25 protein-coding genes are annotated in these 25150 nt (G+C 42.1%); 8 read left to right on the forward strand and 17 right to left on the reverse strand.

The window, feature by feature from the left end:
- Positions 1 to 77: 77 nt before the first annotated feature.
- From lipB to rsfS, 8 genes are all read right to left on the reverse strand, one after another.
- Entirely contained in the window at positions 78 to 692 is a 615-nt protein-coding gene (gene lipB / locus PR809_RS17935) for a lipoyl(octanoyl) transferase LipB (RefSeq protein ID WP_375373116.1), read from the reverse strand.
- A 243-nt stretch (positions 693 to 935) separates the two neighbouring features.
- Positions 936 to 1199 (reverse strand): DUF493 family protein YbeD, encoded by a 264-nt coding sequence (gene ybeD, locus PR809_RS17940; protein ID WP_004257083.1) that lies wholly within the window; start codon positions 1197 to 1199, stop codon positions 936 to 938.
- A gap of 166 nt (positions 1200 to 1365) precedes the next feature.
- Positions 1366 to 2577 (reverse strand): D-alanyl-D-alanine carboxypeptidase DacA, encoded by a 1212-nt coding sequence (gene dacA / locus PR809_RS17945; RefSeq protein ID WP_102138291.1) that lies wholly within the window; start codon positions 2575 to 2577, stop codon positions 1366 to 1368.
- A 172-nt stretch (positions 2578 to 2749) separates the two neighbouring features.
- Complete coding sequence (gene rlpA, locus PR809_RS17950) at positions 2750 to 3724, reverse strand: endolytic peptidoglycan transglycosylase RlpA (protein ID WP_102138292.1); 975 nt, start codon at positions 3722 to 3724, stop codon at positions 2750 to 2752.
- A gap of 13 nt (positions 3725 to 3737) precedes the next feature.
- Positions 3738 to 4850, reverse strand: coding sequence for a peptidoglycan glycosyltransferase MrdB (gene mrdB, locus PR809_RS17955; RefSeq protein WP_102138293.1), 1113 nt, complete (start codon positions 4848 to 4850; stop codon positions 3738 to 3740).
- Between the two features lie 37 nt (positions 4851 to 4887).
- On the reverse strand, positions 4888 to 6777 hold the full coding sequence (gene mrdA / locus PR809_RS17960) for a peptidoglycan DD-transpeptidase MrdA (RefSeq protein WP_102138294.1): 1890 nt from the start codon (positions 6775 to 6777) through the stop codon (positions 4888 to 4890).
- 32 nt (positions 6778 to 6809) lie between these two features.
- Entirely contained in the window at positions 6810 to 7280 is a 471-nt protein-coding gene (rlmH, locus tag PR809_RS17965; protein WP_004908925.1) for a 23S rRNA (pseudouridine(1915)-N(3))-methyltransferase RlmH, read from the reverse strand.
- 2 nt (positions 7281 to 7282) lie between these two features.
- The gene (gene rsfS / locus PR809_RS17970; RefSeq protein ID WP_080750930.1) at positions 7283 to 7609 is read right to left on the reverse strand and encodes a ribosome silencing factor; all 327 of its coding nucleotides are present in this window, start codon (positions 7607 to 7609) and stop codon (positions 7283 to 7285) included.
- A 344-nt stretch (positions 7610 to 7953) separates the two neighbouring features.
- Between rsfS and PR809_RS17975 the strand changes: the two genes are divergently transcribed.
- Positions 7954 to 8598, forward strand: coding sequence for a YbgA family protein (locus PR809_RS17975; protein ID WP_241098712.1), 645 nt, complete (start codon positions 7954 to 7956; stop codon positions 8596 to 8598).
- Here PR809_RS17975 and nadD read toward each other — a convergent pair.
- From nadD to PR809_RS18015, 8 genes are all read right to left on the reverse strand, one after another.
- Positions 8586 to 9251: a nicotinate-nucleotide adenylyltransferase gene (gene nadD, locus PR809_RS17980; protein WP_206276532.1), complete on the reverse strand. Its 666-nt coding sequence runs from the start codon at positions 9249 to 9251 to the stop codon at positions 8586 to 8588. The genes PR809_RS17975 and nadD overlap by 13 nt on opposite strands.
- Entirely contained in the window at positions 9244 to 10275 is a 1032-nt protein-coding gene (holA, locus tag PR809_RS17985) for a DNA polymerase III subunit delta (protein WP_102138297.1), read from the reverse strand. Before holA ends, nadD begins: the two co-directional genes overlap by 8 nt.
- Complete coding sequence (gene lptE / locus PR809_RS17990) at positions 10275 to 10814, reverse strand: LPS assembly lipoprotein LptE (protein ID WP_102138298.1); 540 nt, start codon at positions 10812 to 10814, stop codon at positions 10275 to 10277. The genes holA and lptE overlap by 1 nt, the downstream gene beginning before the upstream one ends.
- Positions 10815 to 10844: 30 nt before the next feature.
- Positions 10845 to 13427, reverse strand: a complete 2583-nt coding sequence (gene leuS / locus PR809_RS17995) for a leucine--tRNA ligase (RefSeq protein WP_206276535.1) — start codon at positions 13425 to 13427, stop codon at positions 10845 to 10847.
- A gap of 315 nt (positions 13428 to 13742) precedes the next feature.
- Positions 13743 to 14468: an amino acid ABC transporter ATP-binding protein gene (locus PR809_RS18000; RefSeq protein WP_004257041.1), complete on the reverse strand. Its 726-nt coding sequence runs from the start codon at positions 14466 to 14468 to the stop codon at positions 13743 to 13745.
- On the reverse strand, positions 14465 to 15142 hold the full coding sequence (gene gltK, locus PR809_RS18005; RefSeq protein WP_036958176.1) for a glutamate/aspartate ABC transporter permease GltK: 678 nt from the start codon (positions 15140 to 15142) through the stop codon (positions 14465 to 14467). The genes PR809_RS18000 and gltK overlap by 4 nt, the downstream gene beginning before the upstream one ends.
- 4 nt (positions 15143 to 15146) lie before the next feature.
- Entirely contained in the window at positions 15147 to 15887 is a 741-nt protein-coding gene (locus tag PR809_RS18010) for an amino acid ABC transporter permease (protein WP_102138300.1), read from the reverse strand.
- 115 nt (positions 15888 to 16002) lie between these two features.
- The gene (locus tag PR809_RS18015; protein ID WP_102138301.1) at positions 16003 to 16896 is read right to left on the reverse strand and encodes an amino acid ABC transporter substrate-binding protein; all 894 of its coding nucleotides are present in this window, start codon (positions 16894 to 16896) and stop codon (positions 16003 to 16005) included.
- 580 nt (positions 16897 to 17476) lie between these two features.
- Between PR809_RS18015 and PR809_RS18020 the strand changes: the two genes are divergently transcribed.
- The 5 genes from PR809_RS18020 (at position 17477) to PR809_RS18040 (ending at position 22291) form a co-directional block, all read left to right on the forward strand.
- Positions 17477 to 17887 carry a metal resistance protein gene (locus PR809_RS18020; protein ID WP_195698756.1) on the forward strand — a complete coding sequence of 137 codons (411 nt, stop codon included), beginning with the start codon at positions 17477 to 17479 and terminating at the stop codon, positions 17885 to 17887.
- Positions 17888 to 17935: 48 nt separating this feature from the next.
- Entirely contained in the window at positions 17936 to 20008 is a 2073-nt protein-coding gene (locus tag PR809_RS18025) for a protein-disulfide reductase DsbD family protein (RefSeq protein ID WP_181489884.1), read from the forward strand.
- Entirely contained in the window at positions 20005 to 20736 is a 732-nt protein-coding gene (locus PR809_RS18030; protein ID WP_272524599.1) for a DsbA family protein, read from the forward strand. The genes PR809_RS18025 and PR809_RS18030 overlap by 4 nt, the downstream gene beginning before the upstream one ends.
- A 416-nt stretch (positions 20737 to 21152) precedes the next feature.
- Positions 21153 to 21653 carry a protein disulfide oxidoreductase gene (locus PR809_RS18035; protein ID WP_166266292.1) on the forward strand — a complete coding sequence of 167 codons (501 nt, stop codon included), beginning with the start codon at positions 21153 to 21155 and terminating at the stop codon, positions 21651 to 21653.
- A gap of 110 nt (positions 21654 to 21763) precedes the next feature.
- Positions 21764 to 22291 (forward strand): hypothetical protein, encoded by a 528-nt coding sequence (locus PR809_RS18040; protein WP_094961806.1) that lies wholly within the window; start codon positions 21764 to 21766, stop codon positions 22289 to 22291.
- A gap of 48 nt (positions 22292 to 22339) precedes the next feature.
- Here the strand turns inward: PR809_RS18040 and PR809_RS18045 are convergent, their stop codons facing one another.
- Positions 22340 to 23053, reverse strand: coding sequence for an NUDIX hydrolase (locus tag PR809_RS18045; protein ID WP_166266298.1), 714 nt, complete (start codon positions 23051 to 23053; stop codon positions 22340 to 22342).
- A gap of 150 nt (positions 23054 to 23203) precedes the next feature.
- Here PR809_RS18045 and PR809_RS18050 point away from each other — a divergent pair, with 150 nt between their 5' ends.
- Together PR809_RS18050 and PR809_RS18055 are read left to right on the forward strand one after the other, a co-directional pair.
- Positions 23204 to 24223 (forward strand): SPFH domain-containing protein, encoded by a 1020-nt coding sequence (locus PR809_RS18050; protein ID WP_166266301.1) that lies wholly within the window; start codon positions 23204 to 23206, stop codon positions 24221 to 24223.
- On the forward strand, positions 24223 to 25146 hold the full coding sequence (locus PR809_RS18055) for a sugar kinase (RefSeq protein WP_102138307.1): 924 nt from the start codon (positions 24223 to 24225) through the stop codon (positions 25144 to 25146). Before PR809_RS18050 ends, PR809_RS18055 begins: the two co-directional genes overlap by 1 nt.
- Positions 25147 to 25150: the final 4 nt, after the last annotated feature.

A 25150-nucleotide genomic window follows, 5' to 3' on the forward strand; every position in this document is an offset into this window, starting at 1 on the left:
ATTCTAAATAAAACTAAATGGAGGCTGTTATCCATTCATTAAAATATTTTTTAAAATTGTTAAAAATTATAGCATTATTATTGAGCGATATGAAATCCCAGTGTGTCACAGAATTGGCGAATTAGCACAGGCTGAACATCAGAAACTGACACTTTGGGAGCAAGGTCACTCACTTGGGTCATTTTTAATTCGCTGTAACCACAAGGGTTAATGCGGTTAAAGGGTTCAAGATCCATATCAATATTTAATGCGAGACCATGAAAAGAACAGCCTTGCCGTATGCGTAATCCGAGGGAGCAAATTTTATCGCCATTAACATAGACACCAGGAGCATCAGGGCGAGGATACGCTGCAATATTAAAATGGGCAAGGGTATTAACGACGGTATTTTCTAGTGCGCTGACGAGTTCTCTGACACCAATTTTATTACGTTTTAAGTCGAGCATCACGTACATCACTTGCTGCCCAGGGCCATGGTAGGTGACTTGGCCACCTCTATCACTTTGAACGACAGGAATATCACCAGGGGCAAGAACGTGTTCTGCTTTTCCGGCTTGGCCTTGGGTAAATACGCGAGGATGTTCAACCAGCCATATTTCATCACACGTATTTTGGGTACGCTCTTCAGTGAATTGATGCATCGCATCAGAAACAGTTTGATAAGGAGCAAGGCCGAGTTGGCGTATGGTTATACATCTATCTGACAAAATTTAGGTGTCCACGTTGTCTTTATCGTTGCGGGCAGTATAACGCCTATGTTTGCCATACTTCAAGCTAACATCGTATCTGGTACTTGCATAACATGTGATTCAAAATGGAATCAAATGTTATTTAGGTGTAAATGTAATCCACGCTAAAGTAGAGGAACAAAACGAAAAAGGCCGAATAGCAACAGACTATTCGGCCTTTGATGTGGGTCTTTAATACAGTTTTGATTAAAGCACTACTTTCACTAACTCTAATGCACCTAACTCAGTATACAAGGTTTCAACTTGTTCAATATGAGTTGCATTAATAGTAATAGAAACTGAGTGATAATTGCCTTTGCTACTTGGTTTTACGTCTGGGCTATAGTCACCTGGCGCATGGCGCTGTACCACTTCAATCACTTGATCAACCAGTTCAGGCTGTGCCAAGCCCATTACTTTGTAGGTTAATGGACATGGGAACTCAAGCAGTTCACCTAATTTCGTTTTCATGGGCACTCCTAATTTTTAAATTGGGCTGCTGGCTGAAAAAGATTGGCTGGTATTAAACCAGCCAATGAGAAGTATTCATCCAACAAACATTTCGATACTTATCTATTTCAATACTTATCTATTTCAATGCTTACTATATGGGGACGACTTGTTTTAGTTTCAAGTCTTAACCAAACCAGCGATGAAAGAGTAATTTGATGTAGTCAATTAACCGGCTGAAGAAACCACCTTCTTCAACATCTTTTAACACCGCTAGAGGGTGTTGTTCGATGATTTTGCCATCAAGCTGAAAACTAATTGTCCCGACTTGTTGGCCTTTGGTTAACGGGGCTTCGAGCTCAGTGGTTGATAACTCATAGCTCGCTTTTAAATCTTTTAAGCGACCACGTGGGATTGTGAGGTACAAATCTTCTGTGACACCTAATTTTACTTCATTTTCATCACCAAACCAGACTGGCACACTGGCAAAGTCAACATTGGCTTGTAATGGCTTAACGGTTTCATAAAAGCGGAAGCCATAAGTGAGTAATTTTTTGCTCTCTGCATCACGGCCTTTGCTGCTTTTACCGCCCATAACAACCGAGATCAGGCGCATGTCGCCTTCGGTTGCTGATGCGACAAGGTTGTAGCCCGCGGCATTAGTATGGCCTGTTTTGATACCGTCAACCGCAAGGCTTTTATCCCACAATAGGCCATTACGGTTTGTTTGGCGGATATTGTTAAAGGTAAATTCTTTTTCTTTATAGATAGCGTATTCTTCAGGGACATCACGCACTAGCGCTTGGCCAATAAGGGCCATATCACGGGCTGAGCTGTACTGACCATCCGCATCTAAACCATGAACGGTTTCAAAATGTGTGTTTTTTAGCCCTAATTTGTTCACGTAGCCATTCATTAATTGAACAAAGTTGGTTTGGTCACCTGCGATATAGTCGGCCATTGCAACACAAGCATCGTTACCTGATTGCAAATTAATACCCCGAGTTAACTGGGATACGCTAACGCGATCGCCAGGTTTTAAGAACATCAATGATGAGCCTTTAAATATTGGATTACCCGTCGCCCATGCATCATTTCCGACCGTGACAATATCATTTTCACCAATTTTACCTGACTTAATTGCTTGACCAATAACATAGCTAGTCATCATTTTGGTCAAACTCGCGGGGTCGCGGCGCTGGTCAGCATTACTTTCAGCAAGAACTTTGCCTGAATTATAATCAATTAATATATAAGCTTCTGCATCAATCGCGGGTGCAGCAGGAATTGATGTATTCGGGAAGGTTTCATTAGCATTTGCAATATTAGCAGTCATAAGAAGGAGTGCGGAGCCCAGCACTGTATGACGCACGATGCGTGATGGAGCGACATTATTCATGGTTTTACCATTACATCCGAAATTCGGTTAACACAAGGAGGCGCAGTTTAGCAAAAGAAAGGGGTAAGAAAAAAGTGACTTTTGCGCTGTACCAATGATTTTTTTGTCAGTTCAATATTGCCTGAATTTAGGTTGCTCCAAATAGACGTGAGCAACCTAAGTTGGCATCGCTTTATGGCGCAACGACCATTGACGATTGATTTTTTTCAGACTGTAAACGGCCTTGAACCTCAACAGCTTGCTGTCTTGTACTAAATGGCCCTAACTGTACTCGGTAAATACCATTGTAGGGTTGTAGGCGCCCAGGGACATTAAACTGCGTTTTCAATTCATTCAGCATGTTTTGAGCATTGGTTTGGCTACTAATTGCACCAGCTTGAACGAGAAAACCGCGTTCTGGCACCGATTCTTCAGCTGTAGTTGCTGCTGGTGGCGGTGTTGGTGTTTGCAGGTTCATATCTGGCATAGTAGGCTGCATCGGTTCTTTTGGCTGCTGAACGGGCAATGTATTTTCTGGCGTAGGCAAGTTCTCCATTACAGGGGTACCCATTGGGCCAGAACCTAATTGTGGGCGTCCCGGTAATGCATAACTTTGTTTCACAAAATTAGAACCCACGGTCCCTGTTCCTGACAAGCTACCATCTTGAGCAACTTGAATGGCATCAATTTTAATTTTTGTCGTAGGCATTAAATTCAGGCGGTCAGCGGTTGCTCTTGATACCGCAATACTTTTGCCCGGGACATAAGGCCCACGGTCATTAACACGGACGACCATCATGCGGCCATTCATCATGTTAGTGATACGAACATAACTTGGAATTGGCAAAGTAGGGTGAGCGGCAGTTAATTCCACTGGGTTAATACGTTCACCAATCGCTGTCATATTGCCTGCAGACTCCGCACCATAAATGGATGCATAGCCTACTTGGCTAAATTGTGATGGGTCACGTACGATTTGGTATTGTTGGCCATTACGTGAGTAATCATTATTTGCAGTTGGATGATACGGCTCATAATGAGGCTCTGCACCTAATACATCTTGAGTGGGTACATTGGCTGGCACTTGGGCAGGTTGTTTAACTTCATCTGTCACACAGCCACTGAGTAGCGCGGCTGTGACGCCAAGCATTATCCATTGTAAACGCATACTAAGCCTCATTTTATAAACTTTTAGAAAGGAATTTTCGGTGTGTATGTATCGACATGATAATACCGAATCCAGCCATTAAAACAATCAAAGCGGAGCCCCCGTAGCTCACTAAAGGGAGAGGGACACCAACGACAGGTAATATACCACTGACCATACCGATGTTCACAAATACATAGACAAAAAGGATTAAGATCAAACCACCAACCATAACCCGACCAAATGTATTCTGTGCGCTAGCAGCAATATAAAGCCCGCGAATAATCAATAAAAGGTATAAGCCAAGTAAAATAAGCACCCCGACTAAGCCAAGTTCCTCTGCTAACACGGCAAAAATAAAGTCGGTATGTCTTTCTGGCAAAAACTCAAGCTGTGATTGTGTGCCATGTAGCCAACCTTTCCCCATTAACCCACCAGAACCAATCGCAATTTTTGATTGGATAATATGGTAACCAGCCCCTAATGGGTCTGTTTCTGGGTCTAATAACATCATAACGCGGGCTCTTTGGTAGCCATGCATTAAAAAGAACCACAGCAATGGAATAAAGGCTGCGAGAGCAATGGCTGCGACAGCAATGAGCCGCCAGCTCATCCCGGCAAGGAACAAAACAAACAAGCCGGAAGCGGCAACTAAAATTGAGGTACCAAGGTCTGGCTGCGCTGCCACTAATAATGTCGGTACAAAAATCAAGACGAGCGCGATTAAGGTGTTTTTGAATGAAGGAGGGCACAGGTCTCTATTCATGAAGCGAGCGACCATTAAAGGAACGGCAATTTTTGCAATTTCAGAAGGCTGAAACCGAATGAAACCCAAGTCTAACCAGCGCTGAGCCCCTTTACTTATTTGCCCAAACACATCAACAAAAACCAGTAAGATAACGCAAAAAATAAACAGGTGAGGAGCCCAGTTTTCATACATTCTAGGGGGGATCTGCGCCATCACTATCATGACAACGAAACCTGACGCAATCTGCCCCAATTTGCGTTCCATCATTTCAGGATCTTGGCCGCTAGCGCTCCACATTATAAATGCGCTGTATGCAAGCAACGCGATGATAATCAGTAGCATAGGCACATCTATATGCAGACGCATGGATAACGAATTTTTTTTCTTATCGTCTGTCATATTCTTTATAGCCCATTGTTATTCGTTGGATTGTGCATCAGCGATCTTCTCCTGCATTGGTTGCTGACACCGCGACTTCGGTACGGTTATCACCAAGAAGAACGTGGTCAAATATTTGCCGCACAATGTCACCGACTGCAGGGCCCACGCCCCCATTTTCTAAAATAATCGCAACAGCGATAGTGGGTTTATCATACGGAGCGTAAGCAATCATCAATTTATGGTCGCGTAAGTGTTCAGCGAGTTTACTGGCATTATAGGTTTCATAACTGAAGACTTGCGCGGTACCCGACTTGGCAGCCGCTTTATATGGTGTACCAATGAAACTGCGGCGCCCTGTACCATTTGGTGCGTTGGCAACACCGTACATTCCATGCTTAGCGAGCTCCCAAAAACCTGAATTCACATCGCCAATTTGTTTGGTCTCTTTGTCTTCATAAGGCACCATGGCATTACCCAATTTTGTACCGTAGAGCAAATGAGGTGTTTTAACTTGGCCATCATTAATTAGTGTCATCAATGCTTTTGACATTTGAATTGGCGTTGCGGTCCAATAGCCTTGTCCAATACCAACAGGAATGGTATCACCTTGATACCAAGGTTTTTTATAGCGTTTTTGTTTCCATTCACGGGTCGGCATGATCCCTGAGCGTTCTTCAGCAAGGTCAATACCCGTATAATCGCCAAAGCCAAACCGGCTCATCCACTCAGAAATACGGTCAATCCCCATGTCATAGGCGACTTGATAGAAGAATGTATCAGCCGATTCAATAATAGATTTTGATACGTTGAGTTTGCCATGTCCCCAGCGCTTCCAGTCACGATAACGTTTTTCTGAACCGGGTAATTGCCACCAACCAGGGTCAAAAATGGTGGTATTGGGGGTGATCACTTTTTCACTTAACGCAGCGACAGAAATAAACGGTTTTACTGTCGATGCAGGGGGATATAGCCCTTGAGTTGTTCGGTTAATCAATGGCCTGTCAGGGTTATTTAATAGTGCTTGATAATCTTTATTGGAGATACCGTTAACAAACAAGTTAGAGTCATAACTTGGATTCGATACCAGAGCCAAAATTTCCCCATTACGCGGATCAGTGACGACGACGGCTGCACGGCTGGTGGTTAGCAGCTTTTCGATATAAATTTGCAATTCGAGGTCAATGGTGAGGTAGATATCTCGACCCGCTTGCGGTGGTTGCTCATGAAGCTGGCGAATAACGCGACCACGACTATTCACTTCAACTTCTTCATAGCCTGTTTTACCGTGTAAAATGTCTTCATAATAGCGTTCAATACCTAATTTCCCGATATCATGACTAGCGGCATAGTTGGGTAATAAGCCTTCTTTATCAAGACGTTCGACATCTTTGTCATTGATTTTCGCCACATAGCCAATCACATGGGTTAATGCAGAGCCGTATGGGTAAGAGCGTCGTTGATAGCTTTTGACTTCTAAACCGGAAAAACGGTATTGATTAACGGCAAAACGAGCGACTTGGACTTCATTGAGCTGCGTTTTTAGTGCAATTGAGGTAAAGCGGCGTGAACGTTTACGCTCTTTTTCAAAATTAGCGATGTCTTCGTCAGTTAAATCGACCACATTGCGAAGGTTATCTAAGGTTTCTTGTAGGTTGCTGACTTTTTCAGGCACGATTTCTAACTGATAAAACGTGCTATTAAGTGCGAGTTGAGTTCCTCGGCGGTCATAAATAATCCCACGGCTTGGTGCAATAGGCACTAATTTGATTCTGTTATCATTTGACCGCGTTTGGTAATCTTCATGACGAACAATTTGCAAGTGATACAAATTCGTCACAAGAATAGACGTTAAAATGACAATCACACCGAAGGCAATGAGCGCTCGGCGGATAAACAAAACTGACTCAGCGGTATGGTCGCGAAAAGGGGTGCGTTGTGTTTTCATCCCATTGCCATTTTGAACATATTTAAACCTGACTATTCCCTGTGGTAAGGGTGATTAGTCGTAATACTCCATGCGCGATACAGACTTTCGGCAACAAGGACACGAACCAGTGGATGGGGGAGCGTAAGTGGTGAAAGTGACCAGCTTTGCTCTGCCGCTGCTTTACACGCAGGCGCAAGGCCTTCGGGGCCACCGATTAATAAACTGACATTACGGCCATCTTGCTTCCATTTATCGAGTTGTACGGCAAGTTTCGGGGTGTCCCAACGATCGCCTGGAATATCCAAAGTGACGATGCGATTTCCTTTACCTACAGCTGCGAGCATTAATTCGCCTTCTTTTTCTAGAATGCGTTTTATATCTGCATTTTTCCCACGTTTTCCGGCTGGAATTTCCGTTAATTCAAAGGGCATATCTTTAGGAAAACGGTGGAGGTAATCCATAAAGCCGGTCTGGACCCAGTCCGGCATTTTTGTTCCAACGGCGATGAGCTGTAATTTCAAACTCAGCTCCAGAGCTTTTCTAATTCATACATACGACGACTTTCATCTTGCATAATATGAACAATGGCATCGCCAAGGTCGACGACAATCCAATCAGAAATACCTTGCCCTTCAACACCTAATGGCATTAAACCATTTTTGCGGCAAGCGTCGATTAACCTGTCAGCAACAGACATCAAATGGCGGCTTGATGTCCCTGTACAGATGATCATCTGATCGGTAATACTTGATTTCCCTTGAACATCGATAGTAATGATATCTTCTGCTTTAGCATCATCAAGCTGATCGATAATAAATTGTTGGAGTTCAGTTCCTTGCAAAAGGTTCACCTTTTATTCAAATAAACAGAATATCACGTTAAACACTGTTTGTAGTTTGTAGATAAAATAATCGCTGATAATGAATCAAACACATTAACAGCCTTGCTATTTTACCCTAGATTTTAAGAAAAATCGGCTAAATTCTTTTTTATTCATTGTGGAGTGAAATTTATAGGGATATCCGTACATTTGAGCAAGAAGTTTGTGCTAACTTTACAAAATAACGCTAAAAACTGTTCCCCTGATAAATATTTTAGGATGAGATACGTATTGTGCAAATAATTAAACCAAAAGTTTTTATATTTGAAGGGATTAATCACCTGCCTGCTAGTATTCATCAGCAAGTGAGTTCTATGATTGAATTTGTAACGAATTTCTCCCATGAGGACATGCAAGACAAGGTTAATGGTATTATCAGCTCTAAACAGCAATTCTCTGAATTACAGGGACTATTCCCTGCGAGCATTCCGATATTAACAGATGACAAGCTACAAAATGTCGTGTTCTGGGACTGCTTTTTGACGAAATTGTATACGATACAACGATTAAATGACTTACATCACGCGTTAACACATCACAATATTATTCAATTTCATAGCTGCCATAAATATCTCATTATGGCGTATTCTCCAGTTGGCTATCAGTATACTGGGCGTTTAGTGGCGAGTATTAAAAGCAGCACCGATCTTGAGTGTTTTTTTAATCAATATAAAGCCTGTTTAATGGAAATATTGGCAACGGTGCCTGCAAGAAACATTGAAGTTAATGCGCTGAGTCATATGCAAGGCTATTTTAAACACAAAGCTACGAAGGATGAGAAAAAACGCTTATTGTGGCTGATTAATGACTATTTAGCGGGGAATTTACCGTTAAACCGGCCATTAGCGATGATGCGACAGTTGCTTGTTCAATACCCAGACAACTATTTAATAGAGCAAGTTATTTTTGAACCATACCCTAATTGTAATTCAATAAGAGAGATCCCTTATTGCTGGTAAAGGTGTTGTTGATGAATATATTGCAGAACCGCATCTGGAATTAAATCCTGACACGAGTCACCGGAGCTTAATTTTTCGCGGATTTCGGTTGCAGAGATATTTACCAGTGGGGTATCCCCAATAAAAATATACCCATTCGCTACTTGGTTTAAGGCAATAGGGTCTGTTGTTTGATGTTCTAACAGCCAATTTTGCATTTTAGGGTCGGTAAACTGTGTGGCATACCCCGGTCGGGAACAAACCAATAAATGGCAGTTATCAAGTATGTGATCCCAGCCGTGCCATTTATTAATCGACAATAAGGAATCTTGACCAATAATAAACGCCAGGGGTTTTTCTGGCCCAATTTCTTGGCGTAATTCAACCAGTGTTTCTATCGTGTAAGAAGGGCTATTTTTTTCTAGTTCACGCCTATCGATAGCAAATAAAGGTGCATTTTGAATCGCGAGTTTCACCATTTCTAAACGTTGTGATGGAGTCGCTTCTGGCTGTGGGCGATGGGGGGGAACGTGGTTAGGTAACAAGATAACTTTTTCGAGACCAACTTGTTGGGCAAGGGCTTGCACCGGACGTAAATGACCAAAGTGAATGGGGTCGAACGTCCCACCGAATAATGCTAGCAAGTTATGTTGTTTTGAAAAGGAATTACTCATGAATAAAATTCTCTGCAAATGCTTTACCACATAATAGCATAGACAGTGACTGCAGGTCAGGCCATGGAGAATGGCTAAAATCTTGTTTAATATTGATTTCTGCTTGCGTTAATAACATTAATGCAGATTGTAATTGATGCAATGTTAAACGTTGTAAAGCTTCCGTGAGCACACCTCGGCGGTTTTGCCACACTTTGTGTTGATCAAATAATGTCTTTAATGGGGTTGTTGCAGATTGGCGTTTCAATGTAATAAGCAACATGAGATCACGTTGGATTGAACGCAATAAAATAACAGGCTCGACATCTTCTTGTTGCAGTTGCTCTAAAATATGCCATGAACGGCGGGACTTACCAGCCAATAGGGCATCAACCCAATGGTAGGGGGTAAAATGCGCAGAATCATTAACGGCACTTTCGACCCGAGGGTAGGTGAGTTTACCATCTGGATAAAGAAGAGACAGCCGCTCAAGTGCTTGTGCCAAACCAAGTAAATTCCCTTCATAGCAGTAACAAAGTAGCTGGTTAGCTTCGGTTTCTAACGAAAGCCGCATACTGTAGGCGCGTTTAGAAACCCATTGTGGTAACCGCTGATATTCAGGAGTTAGGCAGCTGATATAAATAGCATCTTGGCTAATTGCTTTAAACCAAGCACTGTTTTCTTGTGCTTTAGTAAGCTTATGACCGCGTAACACAAGAAGGAGATCTGAATGCAGTAGTTGTGCCAGTTGGTTCAGCTTTTCAGCCATGGCAGCGTTAGGGCCATTTTCGGGCAATAACAGAGTCAGAGTTTGGCGGCTTGCAAATAGGCTGAGAGCTTGGCAGAGGCTAAAAATCTCATCCCAATCGGTATTTTGCTCAAGAGAAAACGAAAAATGCTCTTCAAAGCCTTGCTCTTGTGCGGCTTTTCGGATGGCATCTTGGCTTTCTTGAAGAAGAAGGGGCTCATTGCCCCAAATTAAATAGCGGCCTCTTAGAGACTCTTGTAACGAAGAGGCCAGCTGTTCAGGGTAAATACGCGTCATTATGGTTGAGTATTCGTATCAGCCGCTTGGTTTTTTGCTTTTTCAAGCTCTGCTGAATGAACAAGCAATAATTTACGCACGATATTACGTGCAGCTTGTTCTTGCATTTCTTGTCTAACAATTTCTTTCTCTGCATCTTTTGCAAGTGCTTCTAAAGGGTTGTCGAAGAAAGTGCGTTCAACACGGCTTTGTAATGGATATATTGCACCATCAGGCATTAAAACCTGCGCATTCATCACCAGTGTTAACTGTTTCTCCGCGGCTTTACCATCTTGATAAACGGATACAGTTTCTGTGTTTTCAGTCGAACCAATGACTTTCAAAATAGGAATGTTCGGACTTCCAGTTTCGAGAACCTTCACGTTACTGAGCCGTAGTTGCTCCCTGAGCGCTCTTGTGAGGTAGCCATATGGGTCACTTGAACTTAGCTGCAAAGTTCTCAGTTCCTCAGGAATTTGAGTTGTTCCTTGAAGACGAAAACCGCAACCTGCGGTGACTAGCACCGCCAGGCTCAAAAATAAAGTTATCAGATAACGCACCTGGCCTCCTTATCAGCCAACAACCTAATATTAACCTACAACAAGGTTTAGCAATTTGCCTGGGACATAGATTACTTTGCGGATGCTAACACCTTCAAGGTATTTCGCTACGCTTGGCTCATTTTTTGCCATGTCTAGGACAAACTCTTGGGTTGCATCAGCCGGAACGGTGATACGGCCACGCACCTTACCATTAACTTGAACGACAACCAGTTTGGTATCGTCAATCATGGCTTTTTCATCAGCAACAGGCCACTGTGCAAAGTCGATGTCTGTTTGGTGACCGAGTGCTTTCCACATCTCAAAGCAAGCGTGTGGAATGATTGGTGATAACATCAGCGTGATAGCCTCGAGAGACTCTTGGACTAATGCACGGTCTTGCTCAGTTTCTTGTGGTGCACGAACTAATTTGTTTAAGAATTCCATGACGGCTGCAATCGCGGTATTAAATGCATAACGACGACTGAAATCATCAGAGACTTTAGCAATTGTTTTGTGCAGATCACGACGTAAGTCTTTCTGTTCTGGTGTCAGTGCGCTGATATCTAAAGGCGAAGTGGTGCCTTTTTGGGAATGTTCATGCACTAAACGCCAAACACGACGAACGAAGCGGTTAGCGCCTTCAACGCTAGACTCTTGCCACTCAAGGGTTAACTCAGGTGGAGCCGCAAACATCATAAACAGACGAACAGTATCGGCACCGTATTTTTCGACCATCAATTGTGGGTCAATACCGTTGTTTTTCGACTTAGACATTTTGCTCATACCGGTATACACCAGTTCATGGCCTTCACTGTCTACGGCTTTAGTAATACGGTTTTTGTCGTCACGTTCAACAATGGCATCTGCTGGGGATACCCAAACACGTTGGCCATCGCTGCCGGTGTAATAGAATGCATCAGCAAGCACCATGCCTTGGCACAGTAGACGTTTTGCTGGTTCATCAGAGTTAACTAACCCTGCATCACGCATCAACTTATGGAAGAAGCGGAAATACATTAAGTGCATGATGGCGTGTTCGATACCACCAATATATTGGTCAACCGGTAACCAGTAGTTTGCTGCCTCTGGGTTTAACATGCCTTCGTCATATTGTGGGCAGGTATAACGTGCATAGTACCAAGAAGATTCCATAAAGGTATCGAAGGTATCTGTTTCACGTAACGCAGGTTGACCATTAATGGTCATTTTTGCCCACTCAGGATCAGCTTTAATTGGGCTAGTAATGCCGTTCATCACGACATCTTCCGGCAGAATGACAGGTAATTGGTCTTCAGGAACAGGCACGACAGTACCATCTTCCAATGTTGCCATTGGGATTGGTGCGCCCCAGTAACGTTGACGTGAAACGCCCCAGTCGCGTAAGCGGTAGTTTACTTTGCGTTGGCCTGCGCCCAGAGAAACGAGTTTATCTGAAATCGCATTAAAACCAGCTTGGTGGTCTAATCCATTGAACTCACCTGAGTTAATCAGGGAATTCTTCTCAGTCATCGCTTCTTGGGATAAATCAGGCTCATTGCCATCAGCATCAGCAATAACGGCCTTGATGGGTAAGTTATATTTGTGAGCGAATTCCCAGTCACGTTGGTCATGGGCAGGAACGGCCATAACCGCACCAGTACCGTATTCCATTAAGACAAAGTTAGCGACCCAAATTGGCAGCTTTTCTTGGGTTAATGGATGAATAACGAATAAGCCGGTAGCCATACCTTTTTTATCCATGGTTGCCATATCTGCTTCTGCAGTTTTGGTGTTACGGCACTCATCAATAAATTGGGCTAATTCTGGGTTATTTGTCGCAGCTTCTTTCGCCAGAGGGTGTCCTGCTGCAACAGCCACATAAGTTGCCCCCATAAAAGTATCAGGGCGAGTGGTATAAACTGTTAAGGTTTCATCACGGTCTGCAACATTGAATGTGATCTCAGTTCCTTCGGAACGGCCGATCCAGTTGCGCTGCATGGTTTTGACTTGCTCTGGCCAGTCATCTAATTTGTCGAGGTCGTTGAGCAGTTCTTCCGCGTAGTCGGTAATTTTAATAAACCACTGTGGGATTTCTTTGCGCTCAACAGGGGTGTCACAACGCCAGCAGCAGCCATCAACCACTTGTTCATTCGCCAAAACGGTTAAATCATGTGGGCACCAGTTAACCGCAGAGGTTTTTTTGTACACTAAACCTTTTTCATACAATTTAGTGAAGAACCATTGTTCCCAACGGTAATATTCAGGAGTACAAGTGGTGACTTCACGATCCCAATCATAACCGAAACCGAGCATTTTCAACTGGTTTTTCATGTAGTCGATATTGGCGTAAGTCCATGGCGCAGGAGCCGTATTATTTTTAACTGCAGCACCTTCAGCAGGCAGACCAAACGCATCCCAGCCAATTGGTTGGAGAACGTTTTTCCCCAACAAGCGTTGGTAACGAGAGATAACGTCACCCATGGTGTAGTTACGTACGTGGCCCATGTGTAGTCGACCAGAAGGGTAAGGTAGCATGGACAGGCAGTAGTATTTTTCTTTGCTGTTGTCTTCAGTCACTTTGAAAGTTGCTTTTTCATCCCAGTGACGCTGTACTTTAGGCTCTATATCTTCTGGACGATATTGTTCTTGCATGGCACCGATAATCCTATGGTGAGTAAAGGCTACATTAAGTAGCATTAATGTCTTTCTTAAATTAGATCCGCATAGCATAGCGGATCTACACCGAAAACAACAATAGTTGATTAGCTGAACCTACGGGGGAAGCTGGATATTGCTTTTCGGGGAACGGATCAGGATATTTTACGCTGATAACCAAACAACTTAACTAAAAAACCAGTGAAATGGTAGTGGTTTGTTGAACTATTTCGGATCTGGGGCGTTGTTGTTGATTTATTTGTTAATAATATAGTGATAAGAGGAGGGAGCTAATAAGCTCCCTCTCTAATATTAATGAAGAATTTTTGCGAGGAAATCTTTTGCACGATCAGATTGTGGGTTAGCAAAAAAGTCTTCTTTTTTACTGTCTTCAACAATCTTCCCTTCATCCATAAAAATCACGCGATTAGCCACTTTTTTGGCGAAGCCCATTTCATGGGTAACCACCATCATGGTCATACCTTCATTAGCTAATTCAACCATAACATCAAGAACTTCGTTGATCATTTCTGGGTCTAGCGCTGAAGTAGGTTCATCAAATAGCATTGCTATTGGGTCCATACACAGTGCTCGAGCGATAGCGACACGTTGTTGTTGTCCGCCTGAAAGCTGAGCTGGAAATTTATTGGCATGGCTGGATAAACCTACGCGCTCCAATAATTTCAAACCTTTTGCTTCCGCTTCTTTTTTATCGCGGTTTAATACCTTAACTTGCGCTAATGTCAGATTTTCAATGATTGATAAATGAGGAAATAGCTCGAAGTGCTGGAACACCATTCCTACTTTAGAGCGTAATTTGGCAAGGTCAGTTTTTTTGTTATTTACTTGAATATCATTCACAAAAATCTCACCCTGCTGAATAGGTTCTAAACCATTCACTGTTTTTATTAATGTGGATTTACCAGAACCAGATGGCCCGCACACAACCACAACCTCACCTTTTTTAACTTCAGTTGTGCAGTCTGTAAGCACCTGAAATTGGCCATACCATTTGGATACATTTTTCAGGGTTATCATGAAACAGTCCTTTTCTTAAGATAATTCACTAACATAGAAGCGCCAAAACTAACAATAAAGTACACCAGACCCGCAAACAGTACCATCTCTACTTGTGTCCCATCACGCTCACCTATATTGGTGGCGGTACGGAAAAAGTCTGTCAAACTGAGCACATACACGAGGGATGAGTCCTGAAACAGTACAATCCCTTGAGTTAACAACAACGGCACCATGGCTTTGAAGGCTTGCGGTAATACGACGAGCCGCATGGTTTGCATATTTGTCATTCCCAATGCTAACGCAGCAGAGGCTTGCCCTCGAGAAATACTTTGAATACCAGCACGAATGATTTCAGAGTAATAGGCCGCTTCAAAAAGAGAGAAGGCTATCATTGCCGAAATTAAACGAATATCATTTTTTGGTGATAAGCCTAGAACATTTTGTAATAAGCTAGGCACAATTAAGTAGAACCACAGCAAAACCATGACTAGTGGAATGGAGCGAAATGTATTCACATACAAGGCAGCAAACCAGCTAATGGGTTTGAATGTGGATAACCGCATCACAGCAAGGACAGTACCCCACAAAATCCCCACCACTATCGCGGTCAGTGTAATTTTCGCGGTGACAATAAAGCCATCGATTAAGAAGGGCATACTCGGAGCAATTGAGCTCCAATCAAATTCATACATCATTTTACCGCCCTCCAATGGTGCCAGGTAAGCGAACTTTGCGCTCTAATAACGTCATCAAAATCATAATAATGACGTTAATTCCGACATAAGCTAACGTAATTGCGGTAAAGGATTCCCATGCGTGAGCAGAATAGTCCAATAGCTTTCCTGCTTGTGCCGCCATATCGACTAAACCAATGGTTGATGCAATGGCTGAGTTTTTGACCAAGTTCAGCATTTCAGACGTCATTGGTGGCAAAATTACCCGATAGGCGTTGGGTAATAAAACGTAGCGATAGGTTTGTGGCAAAGTGAGCCCCATTGCGAGAGCAGCGCTTTTTTGCCCTCTAGGTAGTGACTGAATGGCTGCACGTACTTGCTCGGTCATTCGTGCTGCGGTGAATAACCCAAGGCAAAGCATTGAGGAAATAAAGAATTGATAGTTAGGATCTAAGTCCATTTTAAACCAATCCCCGATTGAGCGAGGGAGAAGTTCTGGAATAACCAAATACCAAGTAAAAAATTGCACAATAAGTGGTACGTTGCGGAATAACTCTACGTAAGCAGTTCCTAAAAAGGCTAAAAAACGGTTAGGTACGGTACGTAAAATACCGAAAAATGAGCCGACTAAGAATGCGATGATCCAGGCACAAATAGAAAGTGTTACGGTGACTTCGAGGCCAGATATTAACCACCCTAAATAGGTGGTATTCCCAAACGGGGCTTCCTGAAGGAAAATCCCCCAATTCCAGTTAATAGACATGATGTTGACTTCCTGTGGGCAATGAAATTCCCGAATACTGTCGTAAAAGAGGATGCAAGGCGGGGAACGGCCGCCTTGCAATTCTTACTTCAGTAATACCCTGTTTGTCTTTTTATTAGTTTAATGCTTTGTCATTCGGTTCTTTAAATAAGGCTTTCATTTCATCGGATAACGTAAATTTCAGGTTCAGATTTTTTGGTGGAATAGGTTGATTGAACCAGCGGTCAAAGGATTTCTCAGCGACACCCGAGGTTTGTGCATTCGCAATGGTTTCATCGATAAGCACTTTAAATTGAGGGTCGTCTTTACGTAACATACAGCCGTAAGCTTCTTCAGTTTGTGGTTTGCCGACGATTTCCCAGATCTCTGGTTTTTTCGCTTTTGCTCGCTCACCTGCTAACAATGCGTCATCCATCATAAAGGCGACAGCACGGCCAGACTCTAAGGTACGGAACGAGTCACCATGGTCTTTCGCGCTGATAATGCGCATTTTCATGTTTTTTTCATCATTTAACTGATTCAACAGAATTTCAGAAGTTGTACCTGAGGTCACAACGACATTTTTACCTGCTAAGTCAGCAAAGTCTTTTACACCAGAGTCACCTTTGGTGAGCAAGCGTGTCCCGACCACAAAGATCGTGTTAGAGAAAGCGGCTTGTTTTTGTCTTTCTACGTTATTGGTTGTTGAGCCACACTCAAAATCAAATGTGCCATTTTGCAGTAGTGGAATACGGTTTTGTGATGTAATTGGAATGAGTTTGACTTGCAGATCAGGCATGTTTAATTTTTTCTTCACTGCATCAACAATAGCATTTGAATAATCCTGCGAGTAACCCACCACTTTCTGGCTATTATCATAGTAAGAGAAAGGGACGGAAGATTCACGATGACCAACAACTATTACACCGTTGTCTTTGATTTTTTTCAGAGTGCCGTTTAACTCTTCTGCTTGGACTGCACAGGTTGCACCTAAAATCATCATCGATAATACAAGTTTACTTATACGCATAGTTACAACTCCTTTAGAACATCGGTGTAAACCCGTTGTAATTTTAAGGAGGTATCGTGAGATAACGCCTAAATTACTGTGGTTTTGTAGTGTTGTGTTTGCAAATATTTCGCAGATTTAGATAATCCCGCGATTATTCGCTATATGTTTTATTGTTGTTAAAAAGTAATTAAATTTGTTAATTAATGAAAACGAATTGTTTCAATTTCGGGAGCTGTCTCGCATATTATTTGGGTAATTTTTGAATTACCGCACTAACATGGTGATTAGCCACTTAATATTGTCTTAAATTGATAATCACGCACTGTTAAGGTGCAAACTATCTTCGTATCATGCCATATATTGGATAAAGCAATTTACGTGCCGAGTTTTGATGGAACTGCATGTTTGTTTGTGGGAAAGGAAATAATATTTGTAAAGTTAGCTGATGGTACTTGTACGGAATGTTTTGCTGTGTAAGATGTAACCTCTATTTAACTTATAGATGGGGTAACGGTATTAGTCAAAGACTGGTTTTTATCGTTATGGTTATCAAAGTCGCATAATTAGTGTTATTTCAGGAAGTTATACCAAGATGCGCATGAACAGGCATTTAAAATTAGGTAAAGGATTAGTGATATTCGCCTGTCTGATGGTATTGATTTGTATGAATCAACGTGCCGTCGGAGAGCGCCTGCTCGCCAATTTTTTTGTGCCAGATGTCTTAGCTCAAGTGCAAATTAATACTGGGGCTAACCTTTCCTATATCGAACAATCACAAGTAAAACAAGCTGATAGCAGTAGTTCGCATCTTTCTAGTTGTGAACTGAGCGCCAAGTCATTAATGACTTTGTTACCTGCTGTGCTTGAACCATTCTTCTTTATGTTCCTTACTTTGGCTGCGCTAACTTTATTTTGTACTAATCTATTTATATCTAGAGCAAATAATGAAGAGAAGCATGCCCCTCCACGAGTCAGAAGACACTTACAGTTTTGTAATCTTCGGAATTAACACACAACGAATAGGGACTGGTTTGTGTAATTTATTCTGGAGGAAACAATGCGTTTTTTAATTAATTCATTTTTTATATTTTTTGCACTATTTTCGAGCAGTTTATATGCTGCGGATACGGGGTGGTTGCAACCTGCGAATACGGGGTGGATGAATGACAACACTCCACGACATGCGCAGGTTAGGTTATTAAGTTCGGCGCAGGAAAATGGCAAAGTCGACATTTTGCTCGATGTAAAGCTTGATGAGGGCTGGAAAACCTATTGGCGTTCACCTGGTGAAGGGGGCGTTGCGCCTGAAATTGTGTGGTCATCACCTGTTGAAGCAACGGATTGGCAATGGCCAACACCAGGGCGCTTTGATGTCGCAGGTGTTTCAACTCAAGGTTACATGGGGGATATTGCCTTCCCCATTACAGTAACAAGTCATGAAAAGTTGGATAAACTTGAAGGTACGTTAACATTATCAACGTGTAGTAATGTTTGTATTTTAACCGATTATCCGTTTGAGCTCGATTTAACAGAGCCTGTTCCTGCTGACTTTACTTGGGCATTTAATCAAGCCAAAGGTGCAGTTCCACCATCAAGTGGTTTAGTTGAGCAAACCAAAGTTGGTTTTGCGAATGATAAGCTAATCATTGAATTGCAGAAAAGCACAGGCAACGCGTGGGAACAACCGAATATTTTCACTGATGTGGTTGAAGGGGCGGCACTAGGCGTTCCTGTTATAGAAACATCAGGTGACCATTTAACAGCAACAATAGATGTCGGTGATGATTGGGGGGGCGATTCTCCCGATTTAACCGGAAAAACCCTCTCTTTTGTTGTTGCAGATGGTGATATTTCACAGCAAGTTAGCCATCAAGTTAGCCCATTTACTGGCACGATAGCGTCTAAAGTGAGCAGTGCTTCTTTATGGCAGGTGATGCTATTTGCCCTTTTAGGGGGGCTGATCCTTAATCTAATGCCGTGCGTACTTCCGGTGTTAGCAATGAAACTTGGCTCTGTATTGATGGTACCTAATGGTGAGCAAAAGACCATTCGCCGTCAGTTTTTATTGTCCTCTCTCGGTATTCTAGTTTCCTTTTGGTTACTGGCGCTCTTGATGACGTTATTACGAGTCGGTCAACAAGCTGTCGGTTGGGGAATTCAGTTCCAAAACCCATGGTTTATCGGCTTTATGGTGCTGGTAACGGCGTTATTTACTGCGAATTTATTTGGCTTATTTGAAATCAACCTCGGTAGTAAGGCCAATACACGCTTGGCGACAGCGGGTGGTCATGGTAACAGTGGCCATTTTTGGCAAGGGGTATTTGCGACATTACTGGCAACGCCTTGTTCTGCACCATTTTTGGGCACCGCAGTGGCCTTTGCACTGGCAGCGCCAATGGAAGAGTTGTGGCTGATCTTCACGGCATTAGGTGTCGGTATGAGTTTGCCATGGCTACTTATAGCGGCTTTCCCAGTTATTTCTCGCTTACTACCAAAGCCTGGTATGTGGATGCTGAAGCTGCGTGCCGTTCTTGGGTTAATGATGCTGGTATCCAGTTTATGGTTAATTAGCTTATTAATACCACATTTTGGTGTCACTACCTCGACCGTGATTGCTGTCGTTTTCTTAGTGCTATTAGTGGTCTTTATCGCGATAAAACGCGGTGTAAGGGCGGCTATCTTACCATTTATATTATTTGCCGCTTTTGCTGGTGGGTTTGTTTGGATGACACAAGAACAGCATTCCGGTAGCCGTTCTCTTGTTAAAGATACCGTAAATTGGCAACCTTTGACTGAACAAGCGATTACGGCTGCACTGGCGGATAACAAACGTGTATTTATTGATGTCACCGCGGAATGGTGCGTAACCTGTAAGGCAAATAAATACAATGTACTGCTAAGGGATGATATCCAACAGCTGCTTAGTGAACCCGATGTTGTTGCTTTACGTGGTGATTGGACCAAACCTTCACCTGAAATTACGGCATTTTTACAAAAACGTGGGCAGGTTGCTGTTCCATTTAATCAAATTTATGGCCCTAACTTGGCCGAAGGCGAAGTACTGTCAACAATACTTGACCGTGAATCGCTAATATCCGTTATGAATCAGGCCAAAGGAGCCACAAAATGAAAAAAACAATTTTAGCTGTTTTATTTTCGTCACTAATGATTGGGTCAGTAGCACAAGCAGCACCTTTGAGTGCGGACCAAGAAGCACAAGTGCGTAAATTAGTGCGTGATACTTTGGTTGAAAACCCAGAAATTTTGGAAGAAGCGATTGTTGCCCTGCAAGCAAAACAAGGGGAAAAACAGCAAGCTCAAATGAAAGAAACCTTAAAAGCAGAGCAGGACGCTCTGTTTAATGACCCAACCAGTCCACGTATCGGTAAAAAAGATGCCAAGTTAGTTTTGGTTAACTTTACTGATTTTAACTGCCCATTCTGTAAGCGTTTCGACCCTCAACTGATGGATATTGTGAAAAAATATCCAAATGATGTGGTAGTGGTAATCAAATATTTACCATTTAAAGGCCAAACATCAATGGATTCAGCACAGTTAACAATGACACTGTGGCAAGAAGATCCGAAAGCATTTGAAGCTTTACATCACAAATTTATGCAAAAACAGGGCATGCTATCAGATGCAAATATCAAAGATGCTCTCAAAGCTACTGGCAACGATAAATTGAAAGCGAGTGATAAGAGCCGTGATGGTATTCGCACTAATATGATATTGGCAGAAAAATTGGGCGTGAATGGAACACCAGCAACATTGGTGGGTGATGAGCTGATCCCAGGTGCTATTGATGCACAGCAGTTTGAGGCGGTAGTGAAGGAGCAGCTCGCTAAGCTCAAATAATCCTCGTTATCCTCGTCATACTTCGCGCTGTGGCGTTGTTGGCTTCGTTTACTAACCCTAGTCACATACTGATGTATGCTCCTAGGGCTTAGTTTCACTTGCCGCCTAGCCACAACGCGAATTATTTAGAGGATAGATTGCGCCTCGTCATACTTCGCGCTGTGGCGTTGTTGGCTTCGTTAACTAACCCTAGTCACATACTGATGTATGTGACTAGGGCTTAGTTTCACTTGCCGCCTAGCCACAACACGAATTATTTAGAGGATAAAGTTAAGCTTAAGATTTACTTAGAAAAGTATTAGCGAATTAGGAAAGAATGCATTTTAACTTAATAACAAAGCATTAATTTCGATTAAATGCTTTGTTTTCCTATACGTTAAATTTGGGCTATTTGAAAACTAAGTGGTTAAAAACGTATGTCTAGACTAAAAAAGTGGTCTAAAGAAATTATTGTTTTGGCAATTATTTTATTTATTGCCTTTACAGTGATGGATTTATGGCGCAAGCCACAAACCCTTGCGCCCGTATTATTGGAACAGCACACTCTAGTGAATGGTGAGAGCGTTTCTCTAGCTGAGTTAAGCAAAGAAAAACCAATACTGGTTTATTTCTGGGCGACGTGGTGTGGGGTATGTAATTTGACTTCGCCAACGGTATCAGAATTAAGCCAATCAGGTATGCCAATTATTTCAGTAGCGATACGCTCAGGTGAAACATCTCGCTTAATCAAGGGAATGGAAAACAAGGAATTAACGTTTCCTGTGATTAACGATACCAGCGGTCAGCTTTCCAATGCGGTTGGGGTCAGCGCAACTCCCACATTTATGGTGATTGATAACGGTGAATTAGTTAGCTTTACATCGGGTTGGACTAGCTCTTATGGTCTAAAAATGCGTATGTGGTTGGCATCCTTCTAACTTTCTACCATCCCCTTTGACCTAAAAAAGGGGACTTTTCTGCCTATAAGTTTAATTTATCATTATGGTAAACTCATTCGGCTATATAAATAATAAAATAGGTGAATGGGATGGTTATGTTTAAAAAAGTGGTTGGATTATTTCTAGGTGCGGTATTAATTACGGGATGCTCCCCTGAGGTGGAAGAAAAAACAACAACGAAACAGCCGTCAGAAACGATAAAAAATTCAAAAATAGAACAGCGTTATGATGAAATAAAAGCCAATTCGACAGAAGATAAAATCAATGCATTTAATGCAAAAGGGGATGATGACCCAACGATGTTACGGGGCATTTTTCTGTCTGATATGGCTAAATCCTTACCTATGTTAATCGACGATGTAACACTATTGACGGAAGTGACTGCTAAAAATGGCATGTTATTTTACCAATATACTATCAAAGGGATCCCTGACAACATATTGGAAGGTGATAGCTGGCAGCAAAATATGCGTGAGATTTTAAACCGCAACTACTGTGATAAAAATGCAGGCATGGATATATTGCATGAAATGTTCCCCGAAGGTATTACGCATAATTATCATAAGTCTAACAAACTCATTTTTACCTATATTGTGACCCCTGCGATTTGCCAATAGCATTCATTAGAGCGCCTGATAATATTTATTTATCAGGCATATCAATTACTAAAATTCTAAATTACGAATAAAACGGTAATCCGCGGATTGTGGTTTTAAACGATACAAATTAGCGGGACGGCCGCGCTCGTGGCGTTTTTCTCCGGTATCAATCAACAAATCCGCTTGTTCGAGTCGGCGCCTAAACGATTTATTTTGCAAAGGCTTACCAATCAAAACTTCATGGACATGTTGTAGCTCAGCTAAGGTAAAAACGTCAGGGAGTGCGAAACCTGGAACGATTGAGTAGAGTGATTTTTGCTTCAGACGTTCTCTCGCTTGTTGATAGAGTTTGAAGTGGTCGAATGCAAGAGAAAGTTGATCAATTTCATCAATAGAGACCCATTTTACAGAATCCACTGTATCAATATGCGCTTCGCAGGCTTGGTAAGCAATTAGAGCAGTATAGCAAACAGTGACAGACCAGCCTCGAGGGTCTCGTTGGTGGTTTCCTTCTGTACAAAGTTGCTCAACATAGGGGGGAATAACCCCCGTTTTTTCTTTCAGCTTACGTAAAACAGTCTCTTCTAAATTTTTATCATTTGTTTCATCAATAAAACCACCCGGCAGCCCCCACTTTCCTTTTTCAGGAAAATTAGCGCGCTCGACAAGTAATACTTTCAGCGTGTTTTCATGATAGGTAAATACTACAGCGTCGACAGTGATAAGCGGTGATAGAAATTTTTTTCTATCGTAGTGAGCTAAAAATTCTTTTTCATTCATTTGGTTATCACTCAAAGTCTGATTGGCATTGATGAATAAACTATACGCTAAAAAATAATTAATGTCATTAAGACAATTATTGCTTGACTAATTAATGTCTATAGGACAATAATTAATTAAGGTCATAAAGACAATAATGAGGGATCCACTATGATTAACTTTAAATATTTCAAAGCAGACTCATCGACTTTTGTTATTCAATCAGTGAATGGGAAAGTGCGTAAGCAAGGTAAGGGGCTCAGTTTTTGGTATAACTCCGATAAAACGTCCATTGCGGCGCTTCCATTGAATGCACAAGAAGCCCCATTTATTTTTAATTTACAAACAGCTGATTTCCAAAGTTTACGTATTCAAGGGCAAATTTCTTTTCAGGTAAAACAGCCCGAAAAAACAGCGGATGTCTTAAATTTTAACTTATCTAAGGACGGGAAAAGTTACGCTTCAGAAGACCCCCTTAAATTAAATGATCGAGTCGTGCGAGCGGCTCAAACCGTGATCCAAGCCAAAATACAAACCACTTCACTGCGGGACGCATTATTAATTAGCCAATCATTAGTTGTTTTGGTGAGCCAGCAACTCGCTGTGCAGGCGGTCATAGAGTCTCTAGGTATTGAAATCTTGGATGTTTCTATCTCAGCCATTGCACCGTTACCTGAAACGCTTAAAGCATTAGAAGCACAAGCGAGAGAATCCATACTGAAAGAGGCTGATGATGCCATTTATGCAAGACGCAAATTTTCTGTCGAACAAGAGCGCACAATCAAAGAAGCGGAATTAGAAACCGACTTATCTGTTCAAGCCAAAGAACAACAAATTGAAGAGGCGCGCCTTGATAATGAGCGGAAAATATTGCGAGAGCGAGCAGAAATCGAGCAAGAGGAGTTAATCGCACAAGTGAATGCAGAAGCAAAACGCAATGAATTGGTTGCGCTTAGTGTTGAAAACCAACGCATACAGTCGGATGCAGATGCTTACTCTATTGAATCTAAAATGAAAGCCTATAGCCAATTACCGGTGGAAAACTTAAAAGCATTAGCGTTAGCAAAAATGGGACCAGAACAATTGATGGCGATGGCATTCGAATCATTAGCACAAAATGCCGGTAAGATTGGTGAGCTCAATATATCGCCTGATTTATTTGGCCAGCTAATGAAGAAAGGGGGTAAATAATGCAAAGGAATAATGACGTACGTTTTGTATTAGTGATGCGTAAAACACGTTTGCAGGAATTGATTGAGCGCTTTAATACTTGGCCTCAAGCTAAATTTTACTTGGAACACAACCATGTTGAGGTGAGTGACTACTTAAATGAACATGACTTATATCAACGCCAATTAATACAAGCCGAATCGATATTGAAATCATTAGGTAGATTTCAATTATTGGAACGAAAATTATTACCTAGTTACCAATTTTCTAAACACGATATTGTTATCGTGATTGGCCAAGATGGTTTAGTGGCGAACACCTTGAAGTACTTAAACGGACAACCCGTTATCGCTATTAATCCAGATCCTGAACGGTGGGATGGTCAGTTGCTTCCTTTTGAAATAGGCCAATTGCAGGAAGTGGTGATGAATACCTTAAAAGGAAAAATAGAGCAAAAAATGGTGACTTTCGCCCAGGCAACGACCAATGACGGGCAATCGCTACTCGCGGTGAACGATTTATTTATTGGTCCGAAAAGCCACACATCGGCACGTTATTTATTAAATTGGAATGGGGAGCAAGAGTTTCAATCATCCTCTGGCATTATTATATCGACAGGACTTGGGTCAACAGGTTGGTTTCAATCTATTTTAGCGGGTGCGCAGGCAATTATGGGGGGAAATAATCATCCGTTGGCAAAAGGATTTGGCTGGGGAGAAAGTAAATTACAGTTTAGTGTTAGGGAGCCATTTTTAAGTAAAACAACAGGAACGAGATGGGTATTTGGTACGATTGAGCCAGGGAGCCCGTTAGCCGTTGAATCATTAATGCCCCATAACGGTGTTATTTTTTCCGATGGCATTGAAGATGATTTCTTACAATTCAATTCAGGTTGTATTGTGACAGTGAAAATTGCGGATCTACAAGGGTTACTGGTTGCATAGTCAA

The sequence above is a fragment of the Providencia sp. PROV201 genome, from assembly GCF_028479545.1.
Lineage (GTDB): Bacteria > Pseudomonadota > Gammaproteobacteria > Enterobacterales > Enterobacteriaceae > Providencia > Providencia huaxiensis.

Bases quoted from the DNA above. Each gene is read 5' to 3' on its own strand.
- ybeD (WP_004257083.1), bottom strand. From the start codon at position 1,199: ATGAAAACGAAATTAGGTGAACTGCTTGAGTTCCCATGTCCATTAACC.
- dacA (WP_102138291.1), bottom strand. From the start codon at position 2,577: ATGAATAATGTCGCTCCATCACGCATCGTGCGTCATACAGTGCTGGGC.
- rlpA (WP_102138292.1), bottom strand. From the start codon at position 3,724: ATGCGTTTACAATGGATAATGCTTGGCGTCACAGCCGCGCTACTCAGT.
- mrdB (WP_102138293.1), bottom strand. From the start codon at position 4,850: ATGACAGACGATAAGAAAAAAAATTCGTTATCCATGCGTCTGCATATA.
- mrdA (WP_102138294.1), bottom strand. From the start codon at position 6,777: ATGAAAACACAACGCACCCCTTTTCGCGACCATACCGCTGAGTCAGTT.
- PR809_RS17975 (WP_241098712.1), top strand. From the start codon at position 7,954: ATGATTGAATTTGTAACGAATTTCTCCCATGAGGACATGCAAGACAAG.
- nadD (WP_206276532.1), bottom strand. From the start codon at position 9,251: ATGAGTAATTCCTTTTCAAAACAACATAACTTGCTAGCATTATTCGGT.
- holA (WP_102138297.1), bottom strand. From the start codon at position 10,275: ATGACGCGTATTTACCCTGAACAGCTGGCCTCTTCGTTACAAGAGTCT.
- leuS (WP_206276535.1), bottom strand. From the start codon at position 13,427: ATGCAAGAACAATATCGTCCAGAAGATATAGAGCCTAAAGTACAGCGT.
- PR809_RS18000 (WP_004257041.1), bottom strand. From the start codon at position 14,468: ATGATAACCCTGAAAAATGTATCCAAATGGTATGGCCAATTTCAGGTG.
- gltK (WP_036958176.1), bottom strand. From the start codon at position 15,142: ATGTATGAATTTGATTGGAGCTCAATTGCTCCGAGTATGCCCTTCTTA.
- PR809_RS18010 (WP_102138300.1), bottom strand. From the start codon at position 15,887: ATGTCTATTAACTGGAATTGGGGGATTTTCCTTCAGGAAGCCCCGTTT.
- PR809_RS18015 (WP_102138301.1), bottom strand. From the start codon at position 16,896: ATGCGTATAAGTAAACTTGTATTATCGATGATGATTTTAGGTGCAACC.
- PR809_RS18020 (WP_195698756.1), top strand. From the start codon at position 17,477: ATGAACAGGCATTTAAAATTAGGTAAAGGATTAGTGATATTCGCCTGT.
- PR809_RS18025 (WP_181489884.1), top strand. From the start codon at position 17,936: ATGCGTTTTTTAATTAATTCATTTTTTATATTTTTTGCACTATTTTCG.
- PR809_RS18030 (WP_272524599.1), top strand. From the start codon at position 20,005: ATGAAAAAAACAATTTTAGCTGTTTTATTTTCGTCACTAATGATTGGG.
- PR809_RS18035 (WP_166266292.1), top strand. From the start codon at position 21,153: ATGTCTAGACTAAAAAAGTGGTCTAAAGAAATTATTGTTTTGGCAATT.
- PR809_RS18040 (WP_094961806.1), top strand. From the start codon at position 21,764: ATGGTTATGTTTAAAAAAGTGGTTGGATTATTTCTAGGTGCGGTATTA.
- PR809_RS18045 (WP_166266298.1), bottom strand. From the start codon at position 23,053: ATGAATGAAAAAGAATTTTTAGCTCACTACGATAGAAAAAAATTTCTA.
- PR809_RS18050 (WP_166266301.1), top strand. From the start codon at position 23,204: ATGATTAACTTTAAATATTTCAAAGCAGACTCATCGACTTTTGTTATT.
- PR809_RS18055 (WP_102138307.1), top strand. From the start codon at position 24,223: ATGCAAAGGAATAATGACGTACGTTTTGTATTAGTGATGCGTAAAACA.